The 22651-nt window shown below is 58.1% G+C and carries 13 protein-coding genes; 9 read left to right on the plus strand and 4 right to left on the minus strand.

The features are described from left to right. Positions 1-327: 327 nt before the first annotated feature. The 5 genes from argB to ABJK56_RS07860 all read left to right on the plus strand — a co-directional run bounded on the left by argB (position 328) and on the right by ABJK56_RS07860 (position 5301). Positions 328-1248, plus strand: a complete 921-nt coding sequence (argB, locus tag ABJK56_RS07840; RefSeq protein ID WP_347244108.1) for an acetylglutamate kinase — start codon at positions 328-330, stop codon at positions 1246-1248. A gap of 203 nt (positions 1249-1451) precedes the next feature. After that, positions 1452-2678, plus strand: coding sequence for an aspartate aminotransferase family protein (locus tag ABJK56_RS07845; protein WP_347244109.1), 1227 nt, complete (start codon positions 1452-1454; stop codon positions 2676-2678). Positions 2679-2721: 43 nt separating this feature from the next. Further along, a complete protein-coding gene (argF, locus tag ABJK56_RS07850; RefSeq protein WP_347244110.1) occupies positions 2722-3657 on the plus strand; it encodes an ornithine carbamoyltransferase in 936 nt (311 codons plus the stop codon). Positions 3658-3713: 56 nt separating this feature from the next. Continuing rightward, positions 3714-4445, plus strand: coding sequence for a ribonuclease PH (gene rph / locus ABJK56_RS07855; protein WP_347244121.1), 732 nt, complete (start codon positions 3714-3716; stop codon positions 4443-4445). Between the two features lie 64 nt (positions 4446-4509). Further along, positions 4510-5301, plus strand: coding sequence for a HEAT repeat domain-containing protein (locus ABJK56_RS07860; protein ID WP_347244111.1), 792 nt, complete (start codon positions 4510-4512; stop codon positions 5299-5301). A gap of 62 nt (positions 5302-5363) precedes the next feature. On the opposite strand, the gene ABJK56_RS07865 is transcribed toward ABJK56_RS07860, so the two are convergent. The 3 genes from ABJK56_RS07865 to ABJK56_RS07875 all read right to left on the minus strand — a co-directional run bounded on the left by ABJK56_RS07865 (position 5364) and on the right by ABJK56_RS07875 (position 15203). Beyond that, positions 5364-7286 carry a carbon starvation protein A gene (locus ABJK56_RS07865; RefSeq protein WP_347244112.1) on the minus strand — a complete coding sequence of 641 codons (1923 nt, stop codon included), beginning with the start codon at positions 7284-7286 and terminating at the stop codon, positions 5364-5366. Between the two features lie 243 nt (positions 7287-7529). Continuing rightward, positions 7530-11483, minus strand: coding sequence for a hypothetical protein (locus ABJK56_RS07870; RefSeq protein ID WP_347244113.1), 3954 nt, complete (start codon positions 11481-11483; stop codon positions 7530-7532). Between the two features lie 237 nt (positions 11484-11720). Then, positions 11721-15203 (minus strand): glycosyl hydrolase, encoded by a 3483-nt coding sequence (locus ABJK56_RS07875; protein WP_347244114.1) that lies wholly within the window; start codon positions 15201-15203, stop codon positions 11721-11723. A 275-nt stretch (positions 15204-15478) separates the two neighbouring features. Here ABJK56_RS07875 and ABJK56_RS07880 point away from each other — a divergent pair, with 275 nt between their 5' ends. From ABJK56_RS07880 to ABJK56_RS07895, 4 genes are all read left to right on the plus strand, one after another. Further along, positions 15479-16486: a DUF1559 domain-containing protein gene (locus ABJK56_RS07880; RefSeq protein ID WP_347244115.1), complete on the plus strand. Its 1008-nt coding sequence runs from the start codon at positions 15479-15481 to the stop codon at positions 16484-16486. Positions 16487-16840: 354 nt separating this feature from the next. Beyond that, positions 16841-17041: a hypothetical protein gene (locus tag ABJK56_RS07885; protein ID WP_347244116.1), complete on the plus strand. Its 201-nt coding sequence runs from the start codon at positions 16841-16843 to the stop codon at positions 17039-17041. Between the two features lie 287 nt (positions 17042-17328). Next, complete coding sequence (locus ABJK56_RS07890; RefSeq protein WP_347244117.1) at positions 17329-17604, plus strand: hypothetical protein; 276 nt, start codon at positions 17329-17331, stop codon at positions 17602-17604. A gap of 150 nt (positions 17605-17754) precedes the next feature. After that, a complete protein-coding gene (locus ABJK56_RS07895; RefSeq protein ID WP_347244118.1) occupies positions 17755-18621 on the plus strand; it encodes a radical SAM protein in 867 nt (288 codons plus the stop codon). 22 nt (positions 18622-18643) lie between these two features. On the opposite strand, the gene metH is transcribed toward ABJK56_RS07895, so the two are convergent. Continuing rightward, positions 18644-22339, minus strand: coding sequence for a methionine synthase (gene metH / locus ABJK56_RS07900; RefSeq protein WP_347244119.1), 3696 nt, complete (start codon positions 22337-22339; stop codon positions 18644-18646). Between the last annotated feature and the right edge of the window lie 312 nt (positions 22340-22651).

Here is a 22651-nt window from a genome sequence, read left to right on the forward strand (position 1 = left end):
GATTGTCGAATCCGTTTGTCGAGCCGGGGTGCATCCAATCCCGTTCACCGGGCGCGACGAGTGTGACCCACCGGCAAAAAAGCGTGCATTTTTGCACTTTGGTTGCACGGAACATCCCCTCGCCCTTTGCTAATTCCTTGCTCTTGCCCCTGGAAGATTTCGCACCAGGTGGTAGTAATCGGGCGGGGCGTTGACTGTTTCGCGGTCGGCGTAGCAAAATAACAATTTTTGGTTGATGTCGCGGAGAACCGCCCGGCCTGGGCGGTGTCTTTCCTTTTTTGGGCGGGTGCTTTTTTCACTTTTTGGTCACCGGGAGAGGTTCGAACCTTGCAGCAAGCCATTGAAAAAGCGGACGTACTCATTGAGGCCCTACGCTGGATTCGCACCTTCCGCGGCAAGATTACGGTCATCAAATTGGGCGGTAGTGTGATGGAAGAGCAGCGGGCAATGACGCACCTGCTGCTTGACATCCTTTTTATGGAAACCGTGGGAATGCAGCCCGTGGTGGTGCACGGCGGTGGCGCCGCTATCAGCCGGGCGATGCAAAAGGCCGGCATCCAGCCGCGATTTGTGCGGGGCCGGCGCTACACGGACGAAGAAACGCTCAAGATTGTGGAGGAGGTCCTGGCGTACGAAATCAATGAAAGCCTCGCTCGCGGTATCGAGGAACTCGGTGGTCACGCTCAGGCACTCAATTTCCGGACGAAAAACGTTCTGTTCGGCCGCAAGCTCGTGCTTCACGACGAAAACGGTGAGCCTGTCGATCTCGGGTACGTGGGCGAGGTCACGCGGGTGGATGTGGATACCATCAAAGAGTTATGCAATCAGGGAGTGGTGCCGGTCATACCATCCATGTGCTTGGCTGACGATGGGAGCGGGATGAAGCTTAATGTCAACGCGGACACAGCAGCCACGGCGGTGGCCCAGGCCGTCAAGGCCGAAAAGCTTGTTTTCCTCAGCGATGTCAACGGTGTTCGGCTCCGCAAGGATGACCCCGATTCTCTCATCCACTCGCTGACGGCCGAACAGGCCCGCGAGCTGATTCGCCAGGGGGTCATTGATGCGGGGATGATTCCCAAGGTGGAGGCCTGCCTGGAAACTCTCAAGCACGGGGTCAACAAGATACATATCATCGATGGCCGCCTGCGTCATTCCCTTTTGCTGGAAGTGTACACCACGACAGGTGTCGGCACGGAAATCATTCGCGACGGTTCGACACCCTCCAACGGCACCTGCGGGGCATCTTGAGTTGAGAGACGGGTTCCTTTTGCCGTGGTGTGATTGGTCACTTCTCGGGGAACATATTTCTGAAGTTGCATGGCGGAGCGGGGATTGGAGAAGTTGAATGGCTAACACGGAGTTAAGGTTTTGATGCGAGTTACTTTTGCGTAATCTCGGCTGTTTTTCGGGGTCCGGGATCGCCTGATTCGGTCGGAAAAGGAAGCACTGAGGTGGATCGCCCTCAATTGAGCTCCAAAGAAATCATTACCCTGTTTGATCGGTATGTCATCGGCAACTACCGGCGGTTTCCGGTGGCGCTGGTGCGTGGAGAAGGTGTCTACGTTTGGGACGCCGAAGGAAATCGCTATCTCGACCTTTTCCCTGGTTGGGGCTGTAACCTTCTGGGTCATTGTCCGCCAAGGGTGGTGGACGCCGTTCGCGAACAGCTTGGCCGCCTCATTCACGTCCCCAACACCTGGTACATGGAGCTCCAGGGACTATGGGCTCAGGCACTGTCCGAGCGGAGCTTCGGAGGTCAGGCGTTTTTTTGCAATTCGGGAACCGAGGCCAACGAGGCGGCCATCAAGCTCGTTCGCTTGTACAGTCCGAAAGGGCGGTACAAGATCATCACGTTTGAGGGCGGTTTTCACGGGCGGACGATGGGATCGCTCTCTGCCACGGCGCAGCCCAAGTATCATGAGGGACTGGGACCGCTACTGCCCGGCTTTGTGTACTGTCCCTTCGGCGATCTGGATGCGGTGGCCAGGGCTATCGACAGCGAGACGGCGGCCATCATGGTGGAGCCCATTCAGGGAGAAGGGGGGGTGGTGATTCCGCCCGATGGTTTTTTGGCAGGGCTCCGCGAGCTTGCCGACCGGCACAATTTGCTGCTCGTGTTTGACGAAGTGCAAACCGGATGCGGCCGAACTGGCCACTGGTTCGGCTACCAGTATTTCGGTGTGACTCCAGATATCATGACGCTGGCCAAATCACTGTGCGGCGGTCTGGCGGGTGGAGCGATGCTGGCAAAGCCTGAGGTAGCCGCCAGCCTGCGTCCGGGCATGCATGCGTCCACTTTCGGGGGAAATCCCATTGCAGCGGCAGCGGGCCTGGCCACCATTGAAATGATTGAAAAGGAAAATCTTCTCGAAAGGGCAAAGCACATCAGTGCGATCTTCGCCCAACGCCTGGGAGAACTGAAGAATACCTGTCCCATCATTCGCGAAGTCCGCATTGTTGGACTGATGATCGGAATTGAGTTGACGCTGGAAGGGGCTCCGGTGGTGGATGCCTGTCTCCGTCGCGGTCTGCTCATCAACTGTACTCATAACACAGTGATCCGCCTGTTACCGGCCATGATCATGACTGATGATCAGGTTCACGAAGGCTGTGACATTCTGGCGGACGTGCTCGGCGCCTACGCGGCAGGCCGGTTGGAGTCGGCTGGCAAACCGTGATTACCGAACCCGATAAGCGGCTCCCTAAAGCGCGGAGGGCTCCATGATGATAAAACTGGAACGTCGGCACCTGTTAACGGTGGAGGATCTTTCGGCGGCCGAGATCGAACGGATCTTTTCGATCAGTGAAGACCTCAAGGCCAAATTTCTGGAAGGTGTTCGTGAGCCGCTGCTGCCGCAACGGGTCATGGCTTTGATTTTTGAGAAGCCCTCGCTTCGCACTCGGGTGAGTTTTGAAACAGCCATGGTCCATCTCGGCGGGAGTGCCATTTTCCTGGGACAGGACGCGGGGTTTGGAAAACGGGAAACGATGGCTGATTTCGCCTCGGTCCTCAGCCAGTATGTGGATGTCATTGTCTTTCGCGGCAATAAACATCAAACTGTGGAAGAGCTGGCCCGGTATTCCAGTTGCCCGGTGATCAACGGCCTGACCGATTACGCCCATCCCTGTCAGGCGCTGGCCGATCTGTTCACCTTGCGGGAAATTGCCGGTAAACTGCGGGGGCATACCCTGGCATGGGTGGGTGATGGAAACAACGTGGCACGGAGCCTTGCCGAAGGTTGCGCCAAACTCGGTGTGCGATTTGTCATGGCCACCCCGGAAAAGTACCGATTCGAACCGGAGTTTGTGGATCGCTTGCGGAAAAAATATCCGGATTTCCAGTTCGAAGTGGTGGATCGTCCCGAAGACGCCGTGCGGGATGCGCTCGCGGTTTACACAGACGTGTGGACGAGTATGGGGCAGGAGGGAGAAGCGGAACAGCGCCGCCGGGATTTCGCCTCCTACCAGGTCAATGCCAAACTGATGTCCCATACGCAGAAAGGCGCGGTGTTCATGCACTGCCTCCCGGCCCATCGAGGAGAAGAAGTGACGGACGAGGTAATCGACGGGCCGCAGAGTGTCGTCCTCCAACAGGCCGCCAACCGGTTGCACGTTCAGAAGGGCATTCTGGCGTGGCTCCTTGGGGCGCATGCGTGAACAGTTTCGGTTGAAGCCCTTCAAAATCTTGTGAATAGGGAGTCAGCGACGTGGCGATGCGGGGGGATGGTCGAACCTGGAATGAGCTGCGACCGATAACCATCCAGCGGCGCTTCACAACGGCTTCCGCGGGAAGTGTCCTTATTTCTGCCGGGCGGAGTATCGTCCTGTGCACGGCCAATGTCGAGCCGCAGGTGCCAGCCTGGTTGGCGGATCAGGGAAGTGGTTGGCTCACCGCAGAATACAGCATGCTGCCTGGCAGCACGTCTCCACGCAAGCAGCGGGAACGCAGTCGTGTGGAAGGCCGGACTGCCGAAATCCAGCGCCTGATTGGTCGCAGCCTGCGTGGCGTGGTCGATCTTCCGTCGCTAGGGCCTCGCACCATCACGATCGACTGTGACGTGCTTCAGGCAGATGGTGGTACCCGAACGCTCAGCATCACCGGCGGGTTCATCGCTCTTGTGGATGCCCTCCGGACGATTCAGGCCGAACTCCCCAACCCAGAACGTTTACCTCTCCATGACAGCGTGGCGGCAGTCAGCGTTGCCCAATGGGGCGAAGACCTCGTCCTGGATCCCAACCAGCAGGAAGACAATGAGGCGGCTGTGGATTTTAATGTCATCATGACGGGGAGCGGAAAGTTCGTGGAAATTCAGGGGACAGCCGAACACGAGCCCTTCGATCGGCTGCTCCTTGAACGCATCCTGGACCTGGCTGCGCAGGGGATCGCGGAACTGACGCGCCTCCAGCGAGAAGCGCTTGGAGACGATTGGCCGTGGGCTCCCTAATCAATCTGATCCAGATCGCATGATCCCTTTTGTGAGAGGAAAGCACCACGTGCAGGACAGCGACATGTTGCAGAAATGCTGGTGGTGGCTGATGCCAGATGGTGTGCTCCGCGCAAAAAAAGTGAGTCCGTGTGTCTTTCTTGCCTTTATTTTTCTTGTTGTCGCCTCCTGCCGTCCGATGCCCCCCATTGGGGAAAATACCAAAGAGTCGAGAAGGCCATCGCGTCGAACCGAATTCCATGAAGTCAAATACACAGACAAGACACCCGAACAGTGGCGCGAGCTCCTCGCGCACCCCAATCCCCAGGTGAGGGACCAAGCGATTGATGCCCTGGTTAAATATGGGCCAAAGCAGGTTCCCTTTCTTGCCGAGATGGCACAAGATCGCAGCAAACCCACGGCGCGCATGGCGGCGATCAGGGCCCTCGGTGCGTTTGGTCCCCGCGCCGCCGTTGCAATTCCTGTGATCGTGGAGGCTCTTCAGGATCAAACCTGGGACGGACGAGACGTGGCAGCGGAGAGTCTTGGATTCATCGGTCAGGCTTCGCCTGAGGTTGTGCACGCCCTCTGTGAAGCCCTGAAGGACGGGGATGAACGGGTGCGCATGGCGGCTGCCCGGGCACTCGGCCGCTGCCGAGCGACGAGTGAAGAAGCCGTGGAAGCCCTTGCTGGCGCACTTCATGATGCCGACCCCAACGTACAAATGGCAGCAGTGGAAGCATTAGGAGAACTTGGTCCCGCGGCCCGGTCTGCTGTGCCGCAATTGGAGGAGCTGGCCCGTCAGGGGACGCCTGTGCTTCAATCAACCGTTCATGACGCGCTCAACCGGATCACGGGGAGAAAAAGTTCGCCCTGATGGCGCCTGGTCAGCCCACAATCGCCCACCGACTGGCTGCGTTAGTCCTGAGCTGTACCGCTTCAGAGCACAGTTTCCGCCGCTTCGCGCTTCTCTTGAGGTGAAATGGTCGGCTCTTCGCGCGGAGTGGTGACTGAACGTTGCGGACCGCGGAGGAATGCGGCGAGGCCTTCCACAATCAGCCAGCCCGCCATGATCAGAACAATAACCGTGGTTACCCACAAAACGGTCTTACCCTCCTGATAAAATCCAATCAGATTGTAGATCATTGCAGCCCCGGTCATGAGGAGCATGAAAATCATCGGTACGAGCGTGAAGGCATACATCCGCTGATTCTGATAGAGGTACACGCTCACGATCAACAGGGCCAGACCGGCAAGAAGCTGGTTGGTCGTACCGAACAGCGTCCAGAGGGCTTTGCCCGCGGGAACGACCGCAAAAAAACCGATTCCTGCTACGGCCATGAGCGAGCCGAAATATCGGTTGGCAAGGAATTTCAAACCCACCGCCTGGCAAAGCTCTTCCACGTTAAAGCGGAGCAGGCGGGTTGCGGAATCGAGCGTGGTGAGTGCGAACGCCGTGACGGTCACCGCAATGAACGTAGAACCAATACCAGTGGGAACTCCTAGGTGAGAGAGAATGTTGGCGCTTCCGCGAACCACAGCATTGAGCTGGGCGGCCAGTCCTCGAATGGCAGTCCAGCTTGCATAAACACCCTTATCGCTCCAGTCAAACTGGGAAAGCCCGGCAGTGCACGCGGCAATCACGAGCACGGCCAGGGCACCTTCCACGAGCATGGCGCCATAGCCCACCAAAAGGGCATCTTTTTCCCGATTGAGCTGCTTGACGGTCGTTCCGCTGGAGACCAACGAGTGGAAACCACTCACTGCACCACAGGCGATCGTCACGAAAAGAAGGGGGATGAGCGGTGGGGCCCCCGGGACACTAGGCCGGATCGCAGGAGCGTCGATCCTGGCATATTCGCTACCCACGGCTGCAGCGATCAGCAAACCGACGAACAGGGCAATCAGAGCGAAATAGAGCTGAAAACTGTTAATGTAATCCCGCGGCTGAAGGAGAAGCCAAACCGGCAGCACAGAGGCTAAAAAGGCATACAAAAGGAGCGCTCCAATCCACGCGTAATTGGCCTTGCCCAAAACGGTTGTCGCGTCGCCAATCGCCCCTAGTTCGCGAACCACATCATCGCGACCTTGTGCCGTGAAGTAATCGATGGCGGCGGCTGCGCCGTAGGGACGCGAAAACCCCGGCCGTCCCATGGTGGGCTTCGCATCGCGAGCCTCTTCCAACGCCTGTCGGGTTTGAGGGGTGCACAGCCATTCATACGTCAGGACCGGATCCTTTTCTCCATAGTAGATGAGTCCGGCAAACACCACGAGGGCGCCCACCGTAGCGGGGAGCAGCGGTACTTTCAATCGATAGACGCACAGTCCAAAGAGGACGGCCAACAGCATCAACCCCACAGAGGGAATAATCGCGTCGGGGTTGTAATTGAGGAACAAATCGGCCAGCGTGTTGCAAAACGCGCCCATCGCCAGCGACATGAGAAAAAAAATGATCAGCAGCGAAAGCAGCCGGGCACGTGGGCCAAGCACGTAATACGCAACTTCGCCCACCGAACGCCCCCGATGCCGAAGGCTCACCACGAGAGCTCCCAGATCGTGGACAGCACCGATCAGAATGGCACCGAAAATAACCCACAGGACCGCCGGTAACCAACCCCAGATAACAGCTAAGGCAGGCCCCAATATCGGTCCCAGGCCTGCAATCGAAGCGAAATGATGTCCGAACAGCACCGGAGTTTTGGCAGGACAGTAGTCGATGCCGTCGTACATCGTGTGAGCAGGGGTGGGACGATCGGGGTCGAGTTGAAACACCCTCCGTGCCAGGAACCGACCATACACCTGGTAGGCCAGAAAGAGTAGGCCAAACGCCACCAGAACAACGATGACGGCCTGATCCAGCATGACTCTCTCCCTTACGCGTGTTCAGTGTCGCAAGCCGACCGGGAACGCCCGACTACGTTTGGGTGCTTGGTGTAAACGAAAAAACGCTCAAATTTAGCATAAATCTCCGCGCATGATGCCGCAATATTTTCGGGGAAATGAAAGTGCACCAGTCAATATCTCCATCGTTCACCCCCAGCAATCCCTGGAGGTTTCCCAGCGGTGCCCATGCACTTCATTTGCACCGGTCTTCCTCTGTTCTTTTCATTCACCAAGGATGGCGTCCACCTGGAACTGGCCCTCGGCCGTGCCGCCGCCCGGATCGAGCCGCAGGGCCACAATAATCTGATTGTTCCAGTCAGGATGATCGGCCAGGCTGAGACGATAGTCATGGAGCTGGCCATCCGGCTCCACCGCAAACCGGAGCGATTTTTCTTCGTCGAAGTTTGGCGAACGCTCGGTCGCCCAGAAAAGCTGCGCCATTCTTCCGGCGGTGGTGCTCATCCTGATGACGACGGTCTTGTAAGCCGCAGCCGGAATGCGGAGGTTGGGCCGAATGATGTAGGGGTCGGGGCCCGTGATGCGTCCCACAAGCGTACTGTCTTTCACCGCCAGGTCGGTCACATCATGGGCCGCAATCCAACCTTCCAATCCCGCATCGAATGTGAACGTGAGGAGCTTCGCCAACCGCGGAATGCGGTCCACAGTGCGGTAGACGGCCGGTTTGATGGAGACGGTCACCGGTCCCGTCGCTCCCACCTGAACGGTCAGCAGCGCGCTTCCCGGGTCATAGCACCAGGCAGAGCCATCTTCCACGTGTGGCTGATCGCTTTGGTGGATCGGCTCACCATTGATGGCCACTTCCTGCGGCCTCGCGATGTTGGCGATCAACACCGGGCCGACTTCTCCCGGAGGAAACTTGATCTGAAATTCGAGGGTCTCACCGCCCCAGCGGACCTGGTCAATCCTCCCGAGGGATGTGAGTGCGAACCGCTGATCCTCGGGCCCGGCGTAGACGCTGCGAGGTTCTTCGTCCCGTCCAATTAACTTGGTGATACATCCGATGATCTGCCGAGGAGCGAACACCCAGGGACATTTTTCACCGGTGATGGCACTGATATTGTCGGGCCAGAGGGCCACGTTTTCGCCCTCCTGGTCCTGCTGATGGATGGCGCTGTGGATGAGGATAGTGGCCAGCTCTTTCCATGGGAGACTTTGATCATACTCCGCCAGTTTGAGGAGGGCGTAAGCGTATCGCAGGCCGTTCCACTGGACGGGACGTCCGAACCATGAACCGCGGTACCATGTGGCGCCGAAGACGGGAATGCTGGCCCCCTGGAGAAACGGCTTCTGGGGATCGCTCCAGAGATAAACGAAAGGTAATCCCCGCTTGGCCCAGAGAACGGCATCCTGGAGCCAACGTTTCTCCCCGCTGAGGCGGTAGGCCTCGATGTACGCATCGACGGCGTCGGCAGCGGCCAGGATGTCCGGGGTGTGGACGGGGACCTCCCACACCTGCGCCGCTCGGGGAACGCGGAACGTTTCCATCAGCTCCAGCGTTTTCACCATCTCTTCGTAGAGGCCCCAGTCACCTGTTATCCGCGCGAAAGCGAGGATTTCGTAAGCATTTCGGGCACAGGTGCCGACCTCCAGGGCCTCATGGGGGCCCAGTTCCCGGTAGTCCATACCGACGAAAGGTCCACTGCCCGGCCAGTCAGCGTCAAACCGCCAGGTGCCGTCTTCACGGCGAGAAGCCAACAGAGCTGCCACGCGGTTGGCGTTTGCCCAGACCTGGTCCGCGCGACCGCCCATCCGCAGAGCATCGAGTCGCGGTGGGAGTTTGATCCGCCCACAAACCTCCGCCAGGCGCTCCTCACACCGTTTCTTGAGGTTTTGATCATCGGTCAGCATGCTCCCGAGCACCAGGTCGGCGGCAAAATCGGGCGGCAATGCCTGGCGAGAAAGAAGAGCGTTTCCTTTGGTTGTCCACCACTGGTGTGTTTCGGGATCCCATAATGATTCCAGGTAGGCACGTGTGGAAAACACAATTTCACCAGCTAAAGAAGTGTGGGGCAGGGGATGGGCGGGGCCAATCTTGCGACTTTTCACGAAGTCCGTGATGATGGCAAGCGCATCGCTTGCCTGACCATCTGTCCAGAGATTGGCTGTTAAGCGGAGCGGTCGGTTGGATTCAAGCGTGTAGGCCTTTGATGCGACACGACTGTTAACCGGTGTGAACTCGGGAACGGGCGGCAGGAACAGCTCCATCAGGTGGCTTCGCTGATGGTTGAAGCGGTCCGGGGAGGCGAACGCGAACGCCGGGGGAAATCGGTCATCCACCGGACGGTTTTCCCAAATCAGGCCCACTGTGCCATGTGGCCCATGGATTCCCACTGCAGGGATGGTGATCATGTTGGGATGCACAACATAACGGATGCGGTCGGGATGATCTTCCGCAATGTCGAGACTGTCACTCGACAATTCGTCGTCCACCAGCCACTCCAGCCCTGGGAAGACCGCCTCGTCGCGCTGGTGGATATACACCATGGGCAACCCCCAGGCCAAAATATCAACCGAGCGATCGCTTTCCAATTGTGCATCCAACCGGCAGGTGTTGCTCCCGGCGTCTAGAGAAAATCTCACAGTCGCTGTGATGGTGGCACCATCGGGGGTTTTGACGGTGCAGGGGAACACCAGAACGCCGCCGGAACCGGTCGGTGATGGGCCCAGTTGGCACGATTTCGCCGCCAGTAGAGATTCTGCTACGTGCCCGTCGCTATCGCGGAGAACCAGCCGCCCCATGGAGACCAACCAGCCGGCGGCTTTCCAGCCCTGGGGGGTTTTCACCTCCAGTCGCCCAGCAAAAAACCGTTGCTGGCAGGGGTAAAACACAAGGCGGAGATTTTCGTTTTCCAGGACCGGAATGGGTCGCGGCGCGACCGAGAACCGGCCCAGAGGCGGGGGCGGCGAGATGCTTTTGACGACTATCACCCGCGATTGCCCAGACCACACCCCTCCGGAACTCTCCGTGATGGGAACGTCCTTCGCCTGGACGGAGACTTTAACGGGCAGGTTGGGAGTCTCCGCATCGGCGACAAAGGTATGCCGCACAACGGTGCGTCGGGTAGGAAAGAGCGCTTTGACTACCTGCCGCGTCGCCCCCTGCGGTGTTTCAAACGTGACGGTGATGCCACCCACATTGACCTGGCCGGTGTTTTCCAGTTCGCATTCCAGGACAACTGTCTGACCTACGGTAACCACAGGCTCCGCCGGCCCGAAACTGCGAACACGCAGGGCCGGCTTGAGTTCCAACCTTCGCACATCTTGAAGTTCCCCACAAACGGCGGTGGCCAAAAGCGTCGTGGGGCGATCGCGCACTCCTGTCCATGCGAAGTAAAGGGGCCTGATTTCGTCTGGGGCCAGCCGCGGAACGGTTGTTTTTTTCGGTCGATCGCGTACCTGCCCGGGAAGGCTGATCGTCACCTCCACATTATCGGCCGGACGATCCCCTGCATTGGCCAGCAACACCCGAATCCGAGCTTCCCGCCCCGGGGTTTGGGGATCTTCTTCGAGCAGCACCTTTTTGATGTGAGGGACCGGACCTACCTTGGCGACGTACTGAAAATCATCAAGGAGAAGCTCTCCCGCCGTGCCCACAATCCGCGCTGCGAAGTGTACACTCTTGACCTTGGGATTATCGGTGTAATCGTACTTCAACCTGGCATGGTGCCAGTGGCCATCGCCGATGTGGTCTTCCGGGATGGTGAACGTCGCCCGGGGGGAGCCCGTCCGTTCGATCCCCTCCTCATTGACCGGAATGACGTAAATATTGAGCTGCGCGCCTTCCGCAGAAACGGCCTTGTACCAGAAATCGATGCCGCCCTTGAGCTCGGTAATGAGCCGGGTGCGGTTGAGCCCGGTCTCCGGTGTTGCCGTCTCGGCCGTGCGGACAAGCCGCAGGGCATATTTTCCAGAATGCGCGTCGGATGAGAGGCTCACCTCGCGGCCTACGGGGCCCCAATCCACCGGGAAACCATTTTTCCCGAGAATCTCAAAGGAGCCGTTAGTGCAGGAATTTTCCGGAGAAACCGCGCCGTTCTCGGCTGCAATCGGCAAGCTGCTGGCAAATACCACGCCCAGCACTGTGATGGTCAGGATGGCCGTCGCACGTGTTTTCGGTTTCCGCCAGCTAGCAAGAGAATTCATCAACGCTCGCATGATCATCTCCTCCTTTTGGAGTGCGGCGATTGATCGCCGCTTTCTTGAAGACGGCTTCAGCCGTTGCGAAACCGGCTGTGGGCGCCTGGATTCTGACGCTTGTCTTCTTTTGTATTCTGAGGCTTGTATTTTTTCATTTCTCACGCTTGTATATTTTGGTCGCGCTGCGGGGAGCTAAAGCTCCCGCGCGAAAGCGGGCTAAAGCCCCGCACTCCAGAAAGGCCGGGCATTCCAAAGTTACTGGTGGTTGGTCTCTTCGTGCAGCAAGTCAACGGGCGTCACGATTCTCACCGTCACCGGTCCTAACAGGCCCGAGCGGTGAAGCGGTGCCTCTTTCCACGGCACGCGCCAGGCCAGTGCGTTCTTGATGTTGGTATAAGTGAATGTACCGAATTGTGGTTCCCGGGCGTCCCCGGTCAGTCGGTTGGACCACACGTTGGCCACGCGGACGACCAGTTCATTTTCGCCGCGGTGAACGGCATGTGTGATGTCCACTTCATAAGGCGGTGTCCAGAGATAACCCATCCAGCGGCCGTTGACCATCAGGTCGGCCACGAAGCGAACTTCCCCCAAATCAATGAGTACCCGCTGATCGGGCGAAATTTCGCTGACCTGGAAAGTCTTTCGGTAAGTTGCCACACCCGAAAAATATTTGATGCCCGGCTCAGGATGATCGGTCCAGGAGATCAGCTCGCGGAAGGTTGTCTTCTCCGGAGCTCCCCAACCTGGTGGAAACTCCACCTGCCACGCACCTGTTAAGATCTCGTGCTGACTCGGTGCCACCATGAACGAAATCCGCTTCCCGGACGCCAGAACAAGCTCATACTCGCCGGGCGTTTCGCAGCACACTTTCCGCGAACCATCGTCGCCGAGTACAATCTGTACGCGCGGCCTGCCTGCGGAGGGGCTGAAGAGGAGCTCTTTCCCTTCCCGAGTGATACTCACAACCGGGTCCATCGCCACCTGGTCTTTGTCATGGCGAGGGACGACCACAAAGAGGCTTCCCAGCGGTGGAAGCGAAAGAGGCAGTTCCATCCCGTCGGCGGTCGGGCGAAAGGCTGCGAGTTTCGCTCTTTTTCCGGCGACTGGATCCCAAATCTCGGGAGTTCCGCTTTCCGTGCGAATCCGTGCGACAACATTTTCCCAGCGCGGCAAGCGATTCCAGAAGAAATAAATATGCGCGTCCGGAGTCCTGCGGTGGACATAATCGATGGACGCCCCTGGGACTGTACGCACCACCACGTCGGGTGGAATGCCCAGTTGCCGCAGCACTTCTTTAAGCGGTATTTCCCAGAACACTTGACCTGCACCATATTTTCTTTGACCGCTCGGTGAAGGGCCTTCACCCCAGATGCGGTCGGCTATCCTTCTGACCTCTTCATCACATTGGGGATAGTTTGACAGAGAAGGACTTTTTTGTGGCTTTTCGCCCACCACGGTGGCTCCATCTTCAATCAAAGTGGCGATCTTCTGCATCACCTGCGGCGTCACTTCACTTCCCGGAGGAAGTACGAGAACCGGGATTCCCTCATCGTGGGGGCCGAAGCAGATTCTCCCTTGGCGTACGGTTGCCCGCTCCAGAAGTGCCTTCGTATCGGTGACCGTGTAGTCATAGCCAAAGCCCAATGCGGGATCGACGCTCTTGGGCATGACGAAATTGAATCCCCGATCGCCGTAGTAATAGCATACGTCTGCAACTGGTTCGCCCTGCTGGAGGAGGAAGCTGCACCGTGCGATGTAGTCCACGAATCCACCGGCCAGCGGCCACCAAGCAATCGACGGCGAAAAATGCGTACCCGCCGTGTAGACCCATCCTGGGAGTTTGGCCTGGGCCGGTCGATGCGCTGCCGTGTGGAACGTGAAATGGTTGGCGCCTTCGCAGAATGCCCGGTCCGCGATGGGCTTGAGCTCGGCGGGCCCATCCTGCCAGTGTCGCCAGCTCGTGAAGGCCTCCATGTCGACCATCGGCTTTCCATAAATGTGTGCGGCGCAGGCGGTTTCTTTAACGACCCAAATGTGCTCATCCACCCAAAACTCGCCGCGTGGGATGTCGATAGCGCCCTGGGCTTTGAGGGCGTCCACTGGGACAGGATGGAGTGGCAGGCCGGGGCCACCGGCTTCTGCGCAGAGTTTCAGTCCATGCTCATGACAGATTTCCGTGGCCCGACCATAAAAAGCGTCCACAATCAGATCAGAAAGCGTTGTCTCGTAATCGCGAATGAAGCGCCGCGTCGTCGCTTCGTCCGTCATGATGCATCCGAGAAGGACCGGCAGGAACGGTTTCATGTCGTAGCCACGACGGCGCTGAAACTCCTCCAAAAGGTTCGGCGTCCAGGTGGCGCCGCGAAGTTCGTAGCTGCAGACATAGAGCTGCTTGAGGGCCGTCTGGTCGAGCGGTCCCAACTCGGCGATCAATGGTTCCAAGATATGCTTGAAATGCCACTGTGTAGCCGCCGGATTGAAATGGTCGATGGCCCAGCCTGCGGAATTGGGACTGGGAAGAACGAGCTGTTGCCCCGTGTTCCCATAGCCAAAGCGAATAATTCGCCATTTCCCCGGAGGAGCCTCCCAATGCAATTTGCCGTCAGGCTCCAGCCGTTCTGTGAGGTCGATGACCTGAGTGGGAGACGCGATAACCACGGGCGGTTCCTCGGCCGATGCCCAGCTGTTCCGCGGGCCGTTGCGAATGCCGTCGTGAATGCAATCAGCAGACCAGGGCCCCGATGTTTTCCACTGCGTGGTGAATCGCACGAGAGCTGCCCCAGTCCGGCTTCCACCATCGACCGTTCGACAGACCACGTTCTGGCCTTCTGGGGTGTAGAGCTCAAATTCCCCCAGTTCCCATCGCGATTCCCGGGGATTGTGTTTGGAAAGAAGTTCCAGCTTGACATAGCGCGCATAAGTGGCCGGAAAATCGAACCGCTGCGGCTCCTTCGTCGGTTTAAGTTCGCCTTTCACAACAAGGCGAAACGCTTCCGGAGCATCGCTGGTGTCTGACAAGTAAACCGCAAAACCCTTCACGAACCGGTGAAGCGGCCCCGTTTTGCCAGCGTCTTCCGACTCTGTGTTGCAAAGGATGAGGTGATCGACCAGGTGGCGACCAGGTGGTGCGAGTTGGAAAACAAACGTGGGTCGATCGTAAACCCTGTCGGCCGGTACCGCCAGCACCGCGATATCCCGGTAAATCGGTGAAAATCCCCTAGGATGTTTGTACGCAGTGGGAGGGAGTTGCGGGTGCGGAACAGTGGTCTCGATATGCCCGGGACCCTCGCAACTGACCTGGCTGGTGAAAAGCCCCATCGCCCCGTATTCGGGGGTTACCCAGGGACCACCCGCATTCCAGCTACTTGACGTGATGAGGCCAATTTCCATGCCCATCTCTTTGGCCTTGCTGAGGAGTGGCACAAGCTGGCGAACCCATTCTCGGCTCATGAAAGCCGGTCCTGCAGGGATGACCTTGTCGGGGTCACGCGCGCCGATATCGAAGACGTACAGACTGCTGAGGCCCTTTTCCCGGAATTGTCGCAGCTCACACAGGGCTTGGGGAACATCGACGTAGCCGTTCATCCAACACCAGTAGGCAGCCGGTCGTGCGGAGTCCGGGGGATTACGAAATCCCAACACCAGCTCGTCGGGAAGCTCGGTTGCCAGCGACCTCAGAAAGCTGCTCAGGCTCAGAATTGCTACTGAAAGAACAGTAGGCAAGACGCGTTTCAGCATAAAGTCACCTTGTACTGTTGCCAAACACTTCACTTGGCGGGATTCCTTCGGCTCCCTCAATGCGACGCCATTTTAACAGATTCTTAGCGCTCTCATAACGGTTTCCTAACACAGCCTCCGTATAGTGACTTTGAACAACGAACAACGGAAGACAAACCAAGGCTACGGGACATGATCCGGCAATCTGTGCGAGTCTCCGGGATAGGGACCCTCTCGGGGACAGCGCCAACGCGGAAGCGGGAAGGGGTCCCGCACTCCAGAGTAGGAGGAAGTCCATGACTCGTGCTGGTCGAAGTGACAGACCCTCGCAACACGGTTTCACACTAGTCGAACTCCTGGTGGTCATCGCGATCATCGGGATTCTGATCGCGTTGCTTCTGCCGGCGGTCCAAGCGGCCCGCGAAGCCGCAAGGAGAAGTCAGTGCAGCAACAACCTCAAGCAAATTGGGCTGGCTTTCCACAATTTTCAGGATGTGTACGGTTGGCTGCCGAACGGAGCACGGGATGGTGACCACCGGGTTCCCGATCCGTTGGACGCCTGTTGCAATTCGCGGACCCGCCATGGCTGGAGCTGGCTCTACCACATCACTCCGTTTATCGAGCAGAAAGCCATCTATGACCTAGCCAGCGACGCTGACGATCCGCCTACCCCCGGTTCAGGTCAGAACAGCAAGGAAAACATCGTGGCGCAGCAGGGAATCCCGACCTATTATTGCCCGTCCCGCCGCTACATGGAGTTCTACGGCAGCGGGAGGTTTTACCGCTCGGACTATGCTGGAAACGGAGGTCAGCGCGATGGCGGAAATGTGCGAGGCTCGGGAAGTAACGGTCTCCGCGGCGTCGTGATTCAAACAGATGCCAAACGAATCCGTGTCGAAATGGTTCGTGACGGCTCTTCCAACACGATCATGGTGGCTGAGAAAGCGCTCAACCCTAAGGCCTTCGGTTCAGAAGGGGGAGACAACGAGAGGTGGAACAACCCGGGCTGGGATGAAGACATCATCCGCTGGGGTGCCTTCCGCAAAACTGACGGCACAGAATACGGGCTGACGCCCATCCCAGACAATAAAGCCCCCTACAATCCGGGCTCCGGTTGGACCACCGTTGTGGACGTAGATGGCCGGGTGTGGGGCCAGTGGCATCCCTTCTTTGGGTCGTCCCATCCAGGTGGATTCAACGCCTGTATGGCCGATGGAGGTGTGCGGTTCCTAAGCTTCACGATTGAGCATCAAGTGTTTCGACGGCTGAGCCTCAGCGATGACGGCGAGCCCGTCCAGTACTGAGAGGTGCTCCGCAAATTCAAACTCTCCCCACCCTCACGCCGCCGGTTGGCTGCCCGCGGACCCTCCCCCCATGTGTGTCACCACGCCAGAGCCTCGCGGGCAGCCGACCATCTTTTGTCCGTCGTCGAAACAACTCGCCGACAACGCAGACAAATTGAAAACGATGCTCAGAGCTGAAGGGAAACGTTCGAAGAAAGCAAAAGCCATCCACCGAGGGTGCGAGAGCGACAATCGTGGTCGTTACCTCGCGCTCGATGACGTCAGCCACAGAATACGCCTGGCAACGAGTTTGGGCGCTGTGTGAAGCAACATTTTTGAGGTTTTCTGGAGTTAAGTTAATGGAGGATTCTGACAGTGGCCCGCAATGAAAGAAGTTCTTCCCGCAAATGGGCGGTGGTTGGTGCGGTCTTCCTGGGGCTTACGCTAGGGAGTGCGATTGGTTGCGGTCGGAGCGCGACACCGCCTCCGCCTACGGAAGACCTCAAGGCCAAAATCCAGCAGGAAGACGACGCCATCACAGCGGCGGAGAAAGCGCAATCAAAGTTGCGACCGTAAGGTTGCGCAAAAGGTTTTCCGCCTGAACAGGCCTTTGCAAACGAGGCCAGGGCAACCAGAGCTCGCCAGTAATCCGGCAATCGCGTCGGTTCGAGCTCGACCGAAACCAAAATCGTGACAACTGGGTAGGCCCCCCAGGTCACGATCAGGGAATCGCTGAAGCGAATAAATAAACGTAGAAATTAGATCGCAAATGTCAACTTGTCTTTTTCGGGGTTGGATTGGTAGACTAATTAAGAGTCGGGGTCGGCATCTTTTCATCGGCGGGCAAAGGTGAGGGTCGAGTCATGATCGGGAGCGAACTGGACACGATTCCGTGCATCGAGGAGCTCAAACCTGGTGATCGGATCGAGGTGGAACACCGCGTTACGGTGGGCAGCAAAAGCTGGACCACCCGCACCGTGGGGACGGTGGTGCGGACCGAGCGGGTCGCTCATGGCCTCCATTTCGATAGGGCCCCAGACGAAAAAACCTATAGCGATGTGATTCTCCTTGAGCTCCCGGACGGTGAGCTCACCACTGTCACGCTGGACGAATTCACTGTGATCCGGCGAGCACCGTGAAGATTCGTCCGTTGTTGAAGGGATTCCGTTGGACGGCAATCTATGGAAGTTTGGGGGCGGCATTTTTTAATGGGATCCGAATCCCCGCAAGAACTTCCCCTGATTCATCAGTGATCGGAGCTCATTGATCCCAGCTTACCTTGCCCACCAATGTCGTCGCCTGATCATTTGCCTGCCGTCTTCACCCGTCACGAACGCAGCTTCGGAAGCTTCCGGTTTGTCTATCCGGTAGTGAGCCGTCGGGCAGGGGGGGTTTCCATCGGCGTCAATCTTAACCCCGATAAAATTTGCAATTTCGATTGTGTCTATTGTCAGGTGGATCGGCGGGAGATGCCGGGTCGCGTTTTCGTCGAAATGGACCGGCTTCGGGAAGAGCTCCATGAGGCTATTCGGCTCGTTCGGCAGGGTGAGCTTTTTGCGATGGAGAAGTTCGTAGATACGCCGCTGCCTCTCCGACACCTCCGCGACATTGCGTTCAGTGGAGATGGCGAGCCCACCACGTTCACCAATTTCGAGCAAATTTGCCAACTGGCGGCAGATGTTCGCCAGACTGAGCGCTTGGATGAGGTCAAGTTGGTTCTCATAACGAATGCCTCCATGTTCCACCGCCCCGGTGTCCAGCGGGGACTGGCCATTCTCGATGCCCATGGAGGTGAAATTTGGGCCAAACTGGACGCGGGCACCGAAGAATATTTCCAAAGGATTGCCCGCACGTCCATTCCTTTCCGGAGAATTCTGGAAAACATCACACAGGCCGCTCGCATTCGCCCGCTTGTCATCCAATCGCTTTTTATGCGGTTGGAAGGCCAGGCACCACCAGCCGCCGAGATCGCCGCTTACTGTGAACGTTTGAATGAAATCCTCGAAGTTGGCGGGCAGATTAAACTGGTGCAGATTTACTCCGTGGCGCGCCCGCCTGCCGAATCATTCGTCAGTGCGCTATCGCGCCAAGAGCTGGAAGCCATCGCTGACCAGGTGCAGGCCAGCACCGGTTTGACCACGGCGGTCTATCCTTAGTGCGAAGTAACGCGAATAGCGATCAGCTCTCCGGTTCGTAGGCAAGATACGGGGCCAGCCACCGCTCAACTTCCTGCACGGGCATCCCTTTGCGGCGGGCGTAGTCCTCCACCTGGTCGCGGGTCACGCGGTCGACCGTGAAATACCGGGCCTGGGGATGGGCGAAATACCATCCGCACACCGAGGCCGGTGGGTCCATGGCAAAGCTTTCCGTCAGACGAATACCCGTCGTTTCGGTGGCTCGAAGAAGCCTGAAAAGCGTGGCCTTTTCGGTATGGTCCGGACATGCCGGGTATCCCGGTGCCGGTCGAATTCCCCGATACCGTTCCTTGATCAGGTCCTCGTTGGAAAGGTTCTCGTTTTGCCCATAACCCCAGTCCCGCCGGGCCTGGGCATGGAGCATTTCCGCAAATGCTTCGGCGAGCCGGTCGGCCAGCGCCTTCACCATGATTGCCCGATAGTCGTCGCGCTGTTCTTCGTACTCTCGTGCCAGCGCCGCTGCCTCATGTCCCGACGTAACGGCAAACGCACCGATGTAATCCGGACGGCCGCTCTCCACCGGTGCGACGAAGTCAGCCAGGGCGAAAAACACTTCCTGCCCCTGCCGTCGCCACTGCTGCCGCAATGTATAGAATCGTGCAAGCACCTGGGTGCGCGTCTCGTCGGTGTACACCAGGATATCATCACCCTCCGAATTGGCCGGCCAAAATCCGTAAACTCCCCGCGGATGAAGAAGATTGCCAGCGGCGATTTCCTCAAGCATCCGCTGCGCGTCCCGCCAGAGGGCCTCTGCCTGCTGACCGAACCGGGCATCACTGAAGATTTTGGGATATGTGCCGGGCAATTCCCAGGCAATGAAGAACGGCGTCCAATCAATGTAGCCAATGAGGTCCTCCACGGACACCTCCACGGTCCGCGTGCCCAGAAAGCTCGGTTGCGGGATGTCCACAGTACCCCAATCGCACCTGAATCGACGCGCCACCGCTTCCCGATAGGGAACCAAATTGGCCGTGCGACGCTGGGCGTAACTCTCCGCCAGTTTGGCCTGCTCTCGGCGAATTTCTTGTGCGAAAGCGGCTCGCTCCACGGGATTCATCAGCCGCTCCACGACACCCACACTTTTTGAGGCGTCGGGCACATGCACCGTGATTCCCGAGTACTCCGAAGCAATTTTCACCGCCGTGTGCTTCGCGCTGGTCGTCGCTCCACCAATAAGAAGCGGTAGCGTCATCCCGCGACGATTCATCTCCCGGGCGACATGGACCATCTCTTCCAAACTGGGAGTGATGAGACCCGACAGTCCGACAATGTCGGCTTTCTCACGCTCCGCTGTGTCCAGGATTGTTTCACAGGGGACCATTACCCCCAGGTCGACGATGCGATAGTTGTTGCAGGCCAGGACAATGCCCACGATGTTCTTGCCGATGTCGTGCACGTCGCCCTTAACCGTTGCCAAAATTATGGTTCCCCGATGTTCCCCATTGCCCCCGGCCAGGGCTTTCTCAGCTTCCATATAGGGTGTCAGATAGGCCACCGCTTTTTTCATCACCCTCGCGGATTTAACAACCTGGGGAAGGAACATTTTCCCTTGGCCGAAAAGGTCACCAACAACTTTCATCCCGTCCATGAGGGGGCCCTCGATGATCGCCAGGGCTGACGGCATCTGCTGACGGATCTCCTCGACATCCTGTTCGATGAACTCGTCGATCCCGTGAATAAGAGCATGTTTGAGCCGTTCCGCGACCGGGGCCTGTCGCCATTTTTGTTCGCTCTTGGCCGCGGCATCCGTGGAGGTCGTGGAAAGTTTTTCCGCAAAGCGAATAAGACGTTCGGTGGCATCTGGCCGACGATCAAAAAGCACGTCTTCCACAAGTTGCCGCAATTCGGGATCGATCTCCTCGTACACGTCGAGTTGCCCCGCATTGACAATCGCCATATCGAGGCCCGCTTGAATGGCGTGATAGAGGAACGCGGAATGCATCGCGCGGCGAACCGGCTCGCTGGAGCGAAAAGAAAACGAAATGTTGCTCACTCCGCCGGAAGTCTTAGCACCAGGGCAACGCTCCTTGATTTGGCGGACGGCCTCGATGAAATTGATCGCATACCGGTTGTGTTCTTCGATTCCCGTCCCCACCGTCAGTATATTGGGGTCAAAGATGATGTCTTCCGGCGGAAAGCCCACCTTCTCAGTCAGCAGACGGTAAGCCCGCTCCGCTACACGGACCTTGTGTTCGATCGTGACTGCCTGGCCTTCCTCATCGAACGCCATGACCACAACCGCCGCCCCGTAACGGCGAATTCTTCGCGCTTCCTCCAAAAAAACAACCTCGCCTTCTTTCAGACTGATTGAGTTGACAATCCCTTTGCCCTGAAGACACTTAAGCCCGGTTTCCAGGATCGACCATTTGGAGCTATCAATCATGATGGGAACGCGGGCGATATCGGGTTCGGCGGCCAGTCGATTGAGGAATTCCCGCATGGCCTGCTCGCCGTCCAGAAGGGCATCATCCATGTTGACGTCGAGAATATTCGCCCCACCTTCCACCTGCTGGCGTGCTATCGCCACGGCCTCATCGTAGCGGCCTTCCCGGATCAGTCGCGCAAACCGCCGCGACCCTGCGACGTTTGTCCGCTCGCCAATGAGAATAAAGTTGCTGTCCGGACGAATGACCAGCGGCTCTAGCCCGGCGAGACGCGTCCAGCGCGGGATGTCGGGAGGCGTCCGCGGAGGCTTGTCTCGGACTGCTTCCGCGATTGCCCGAATATGCGCAGGTGTGGTCCCACAGCAGCCGCCCACGATGTTGATCCATCCATTCTGGGCGAACTCCGCCAGAACGGCGGCCATCTGCTCCGGCGTTTCGTCGTAGCCGCCGAACTCATTGGGCAGTCCCGCATTGGGATGGCAACTCGTCCAGATAGGTGCGATGGTCGAAAGCTCTTCCACGAACGGGCGCATCAACTCCGGACCCAGCGCGCAGTTAATCCCCACACTGAAAAGAGGTGCATGCGAGATCGAAATCCAAAAAGCCTCCAGCGTCTGTCCGGAAAGCGTCCGACCACTCCGATCGGTGATCGTCACCGAGGCCATCACCGGAACCCGCCTCCCGATAGTTTCAAAAACGTCTTCAATCGCCACAAAGCAGGCCTTTGCGTTGAGCGTGTCGAAAATCGTTTCCACGAGCAAGAGATCCACCCCGGCCGCCAAAAGGGCTTCCACTTGCTCTCGATAGGCCCCGTAGAGATCGTCAAATGTGACCGCGCGATATCCCGGTCGGTTAACGTCCGGCGAAAGGGAGGCCGTCCGATTGGTTGGGCCGATCGATCCCGCCACAAAACAGGGGCCGCTATCGGGATGCGCAGACTGATACTGGGCAATAGCATTTTTGGCGCACTGAACCGCGGCCGCGTTGATGGCGGCGACATGGTCCGTCAGGCCATAGTCGGCCAGCGAAATCCGGTTGGCGTTAAATGTGTTGGTCGTGATGATGTCGGCGCCCGCCTCAAGATAGCCGAGATGGATGCCCGTGATAGCATCGGGCTGAGTGATCGAGAGAAGATCGTTACACCCCTTGAGAGGGAATGGGTGATGCGCGAAGGCCTCGCCCCGGTAGGCCGCCTCGTCTAGGTGCAGGGTCTGGATCATTGTCCCCATCGCACCATCGAGGATCAAGATGCGCTGGCGGATAAGCTCATTCAGAAGTGCTGTCGGATCGTACATGGCTGCGTGAGGCTGTGCTAAACGCCTGTCAAGTACCGTATAGATTTTATTGCAAAGCAATCGTCCCTCTGGGGAAGTATTCATGAGCCCAGAGGCTGTGTCGATTATTTTTGGAACATTACCGGTATAGAGGTGCGATCCTGAGGGGAGACCGATTCACGTTCTGTCCATGTAAGGACGCCCATTTGTCAATGATACGCGCGCGGAGGGATGTTGGCGAACGCCGAACGACCGGATAACTCGGAACATATGGAGTGCTGGGCTTTAGCCCCGCTTTGCGCCCGGGACTTCAGTCCCCGGCGAAAGGGGGTG

The organism is Thermogutta sp. (assembly GCF_039793925.1).
Classification (GTDB): domain Bacteria; phylum Planctomycetota; class Planctomycetia; order Pirellulales; family Thermoguttaceae; genus Thermogutta.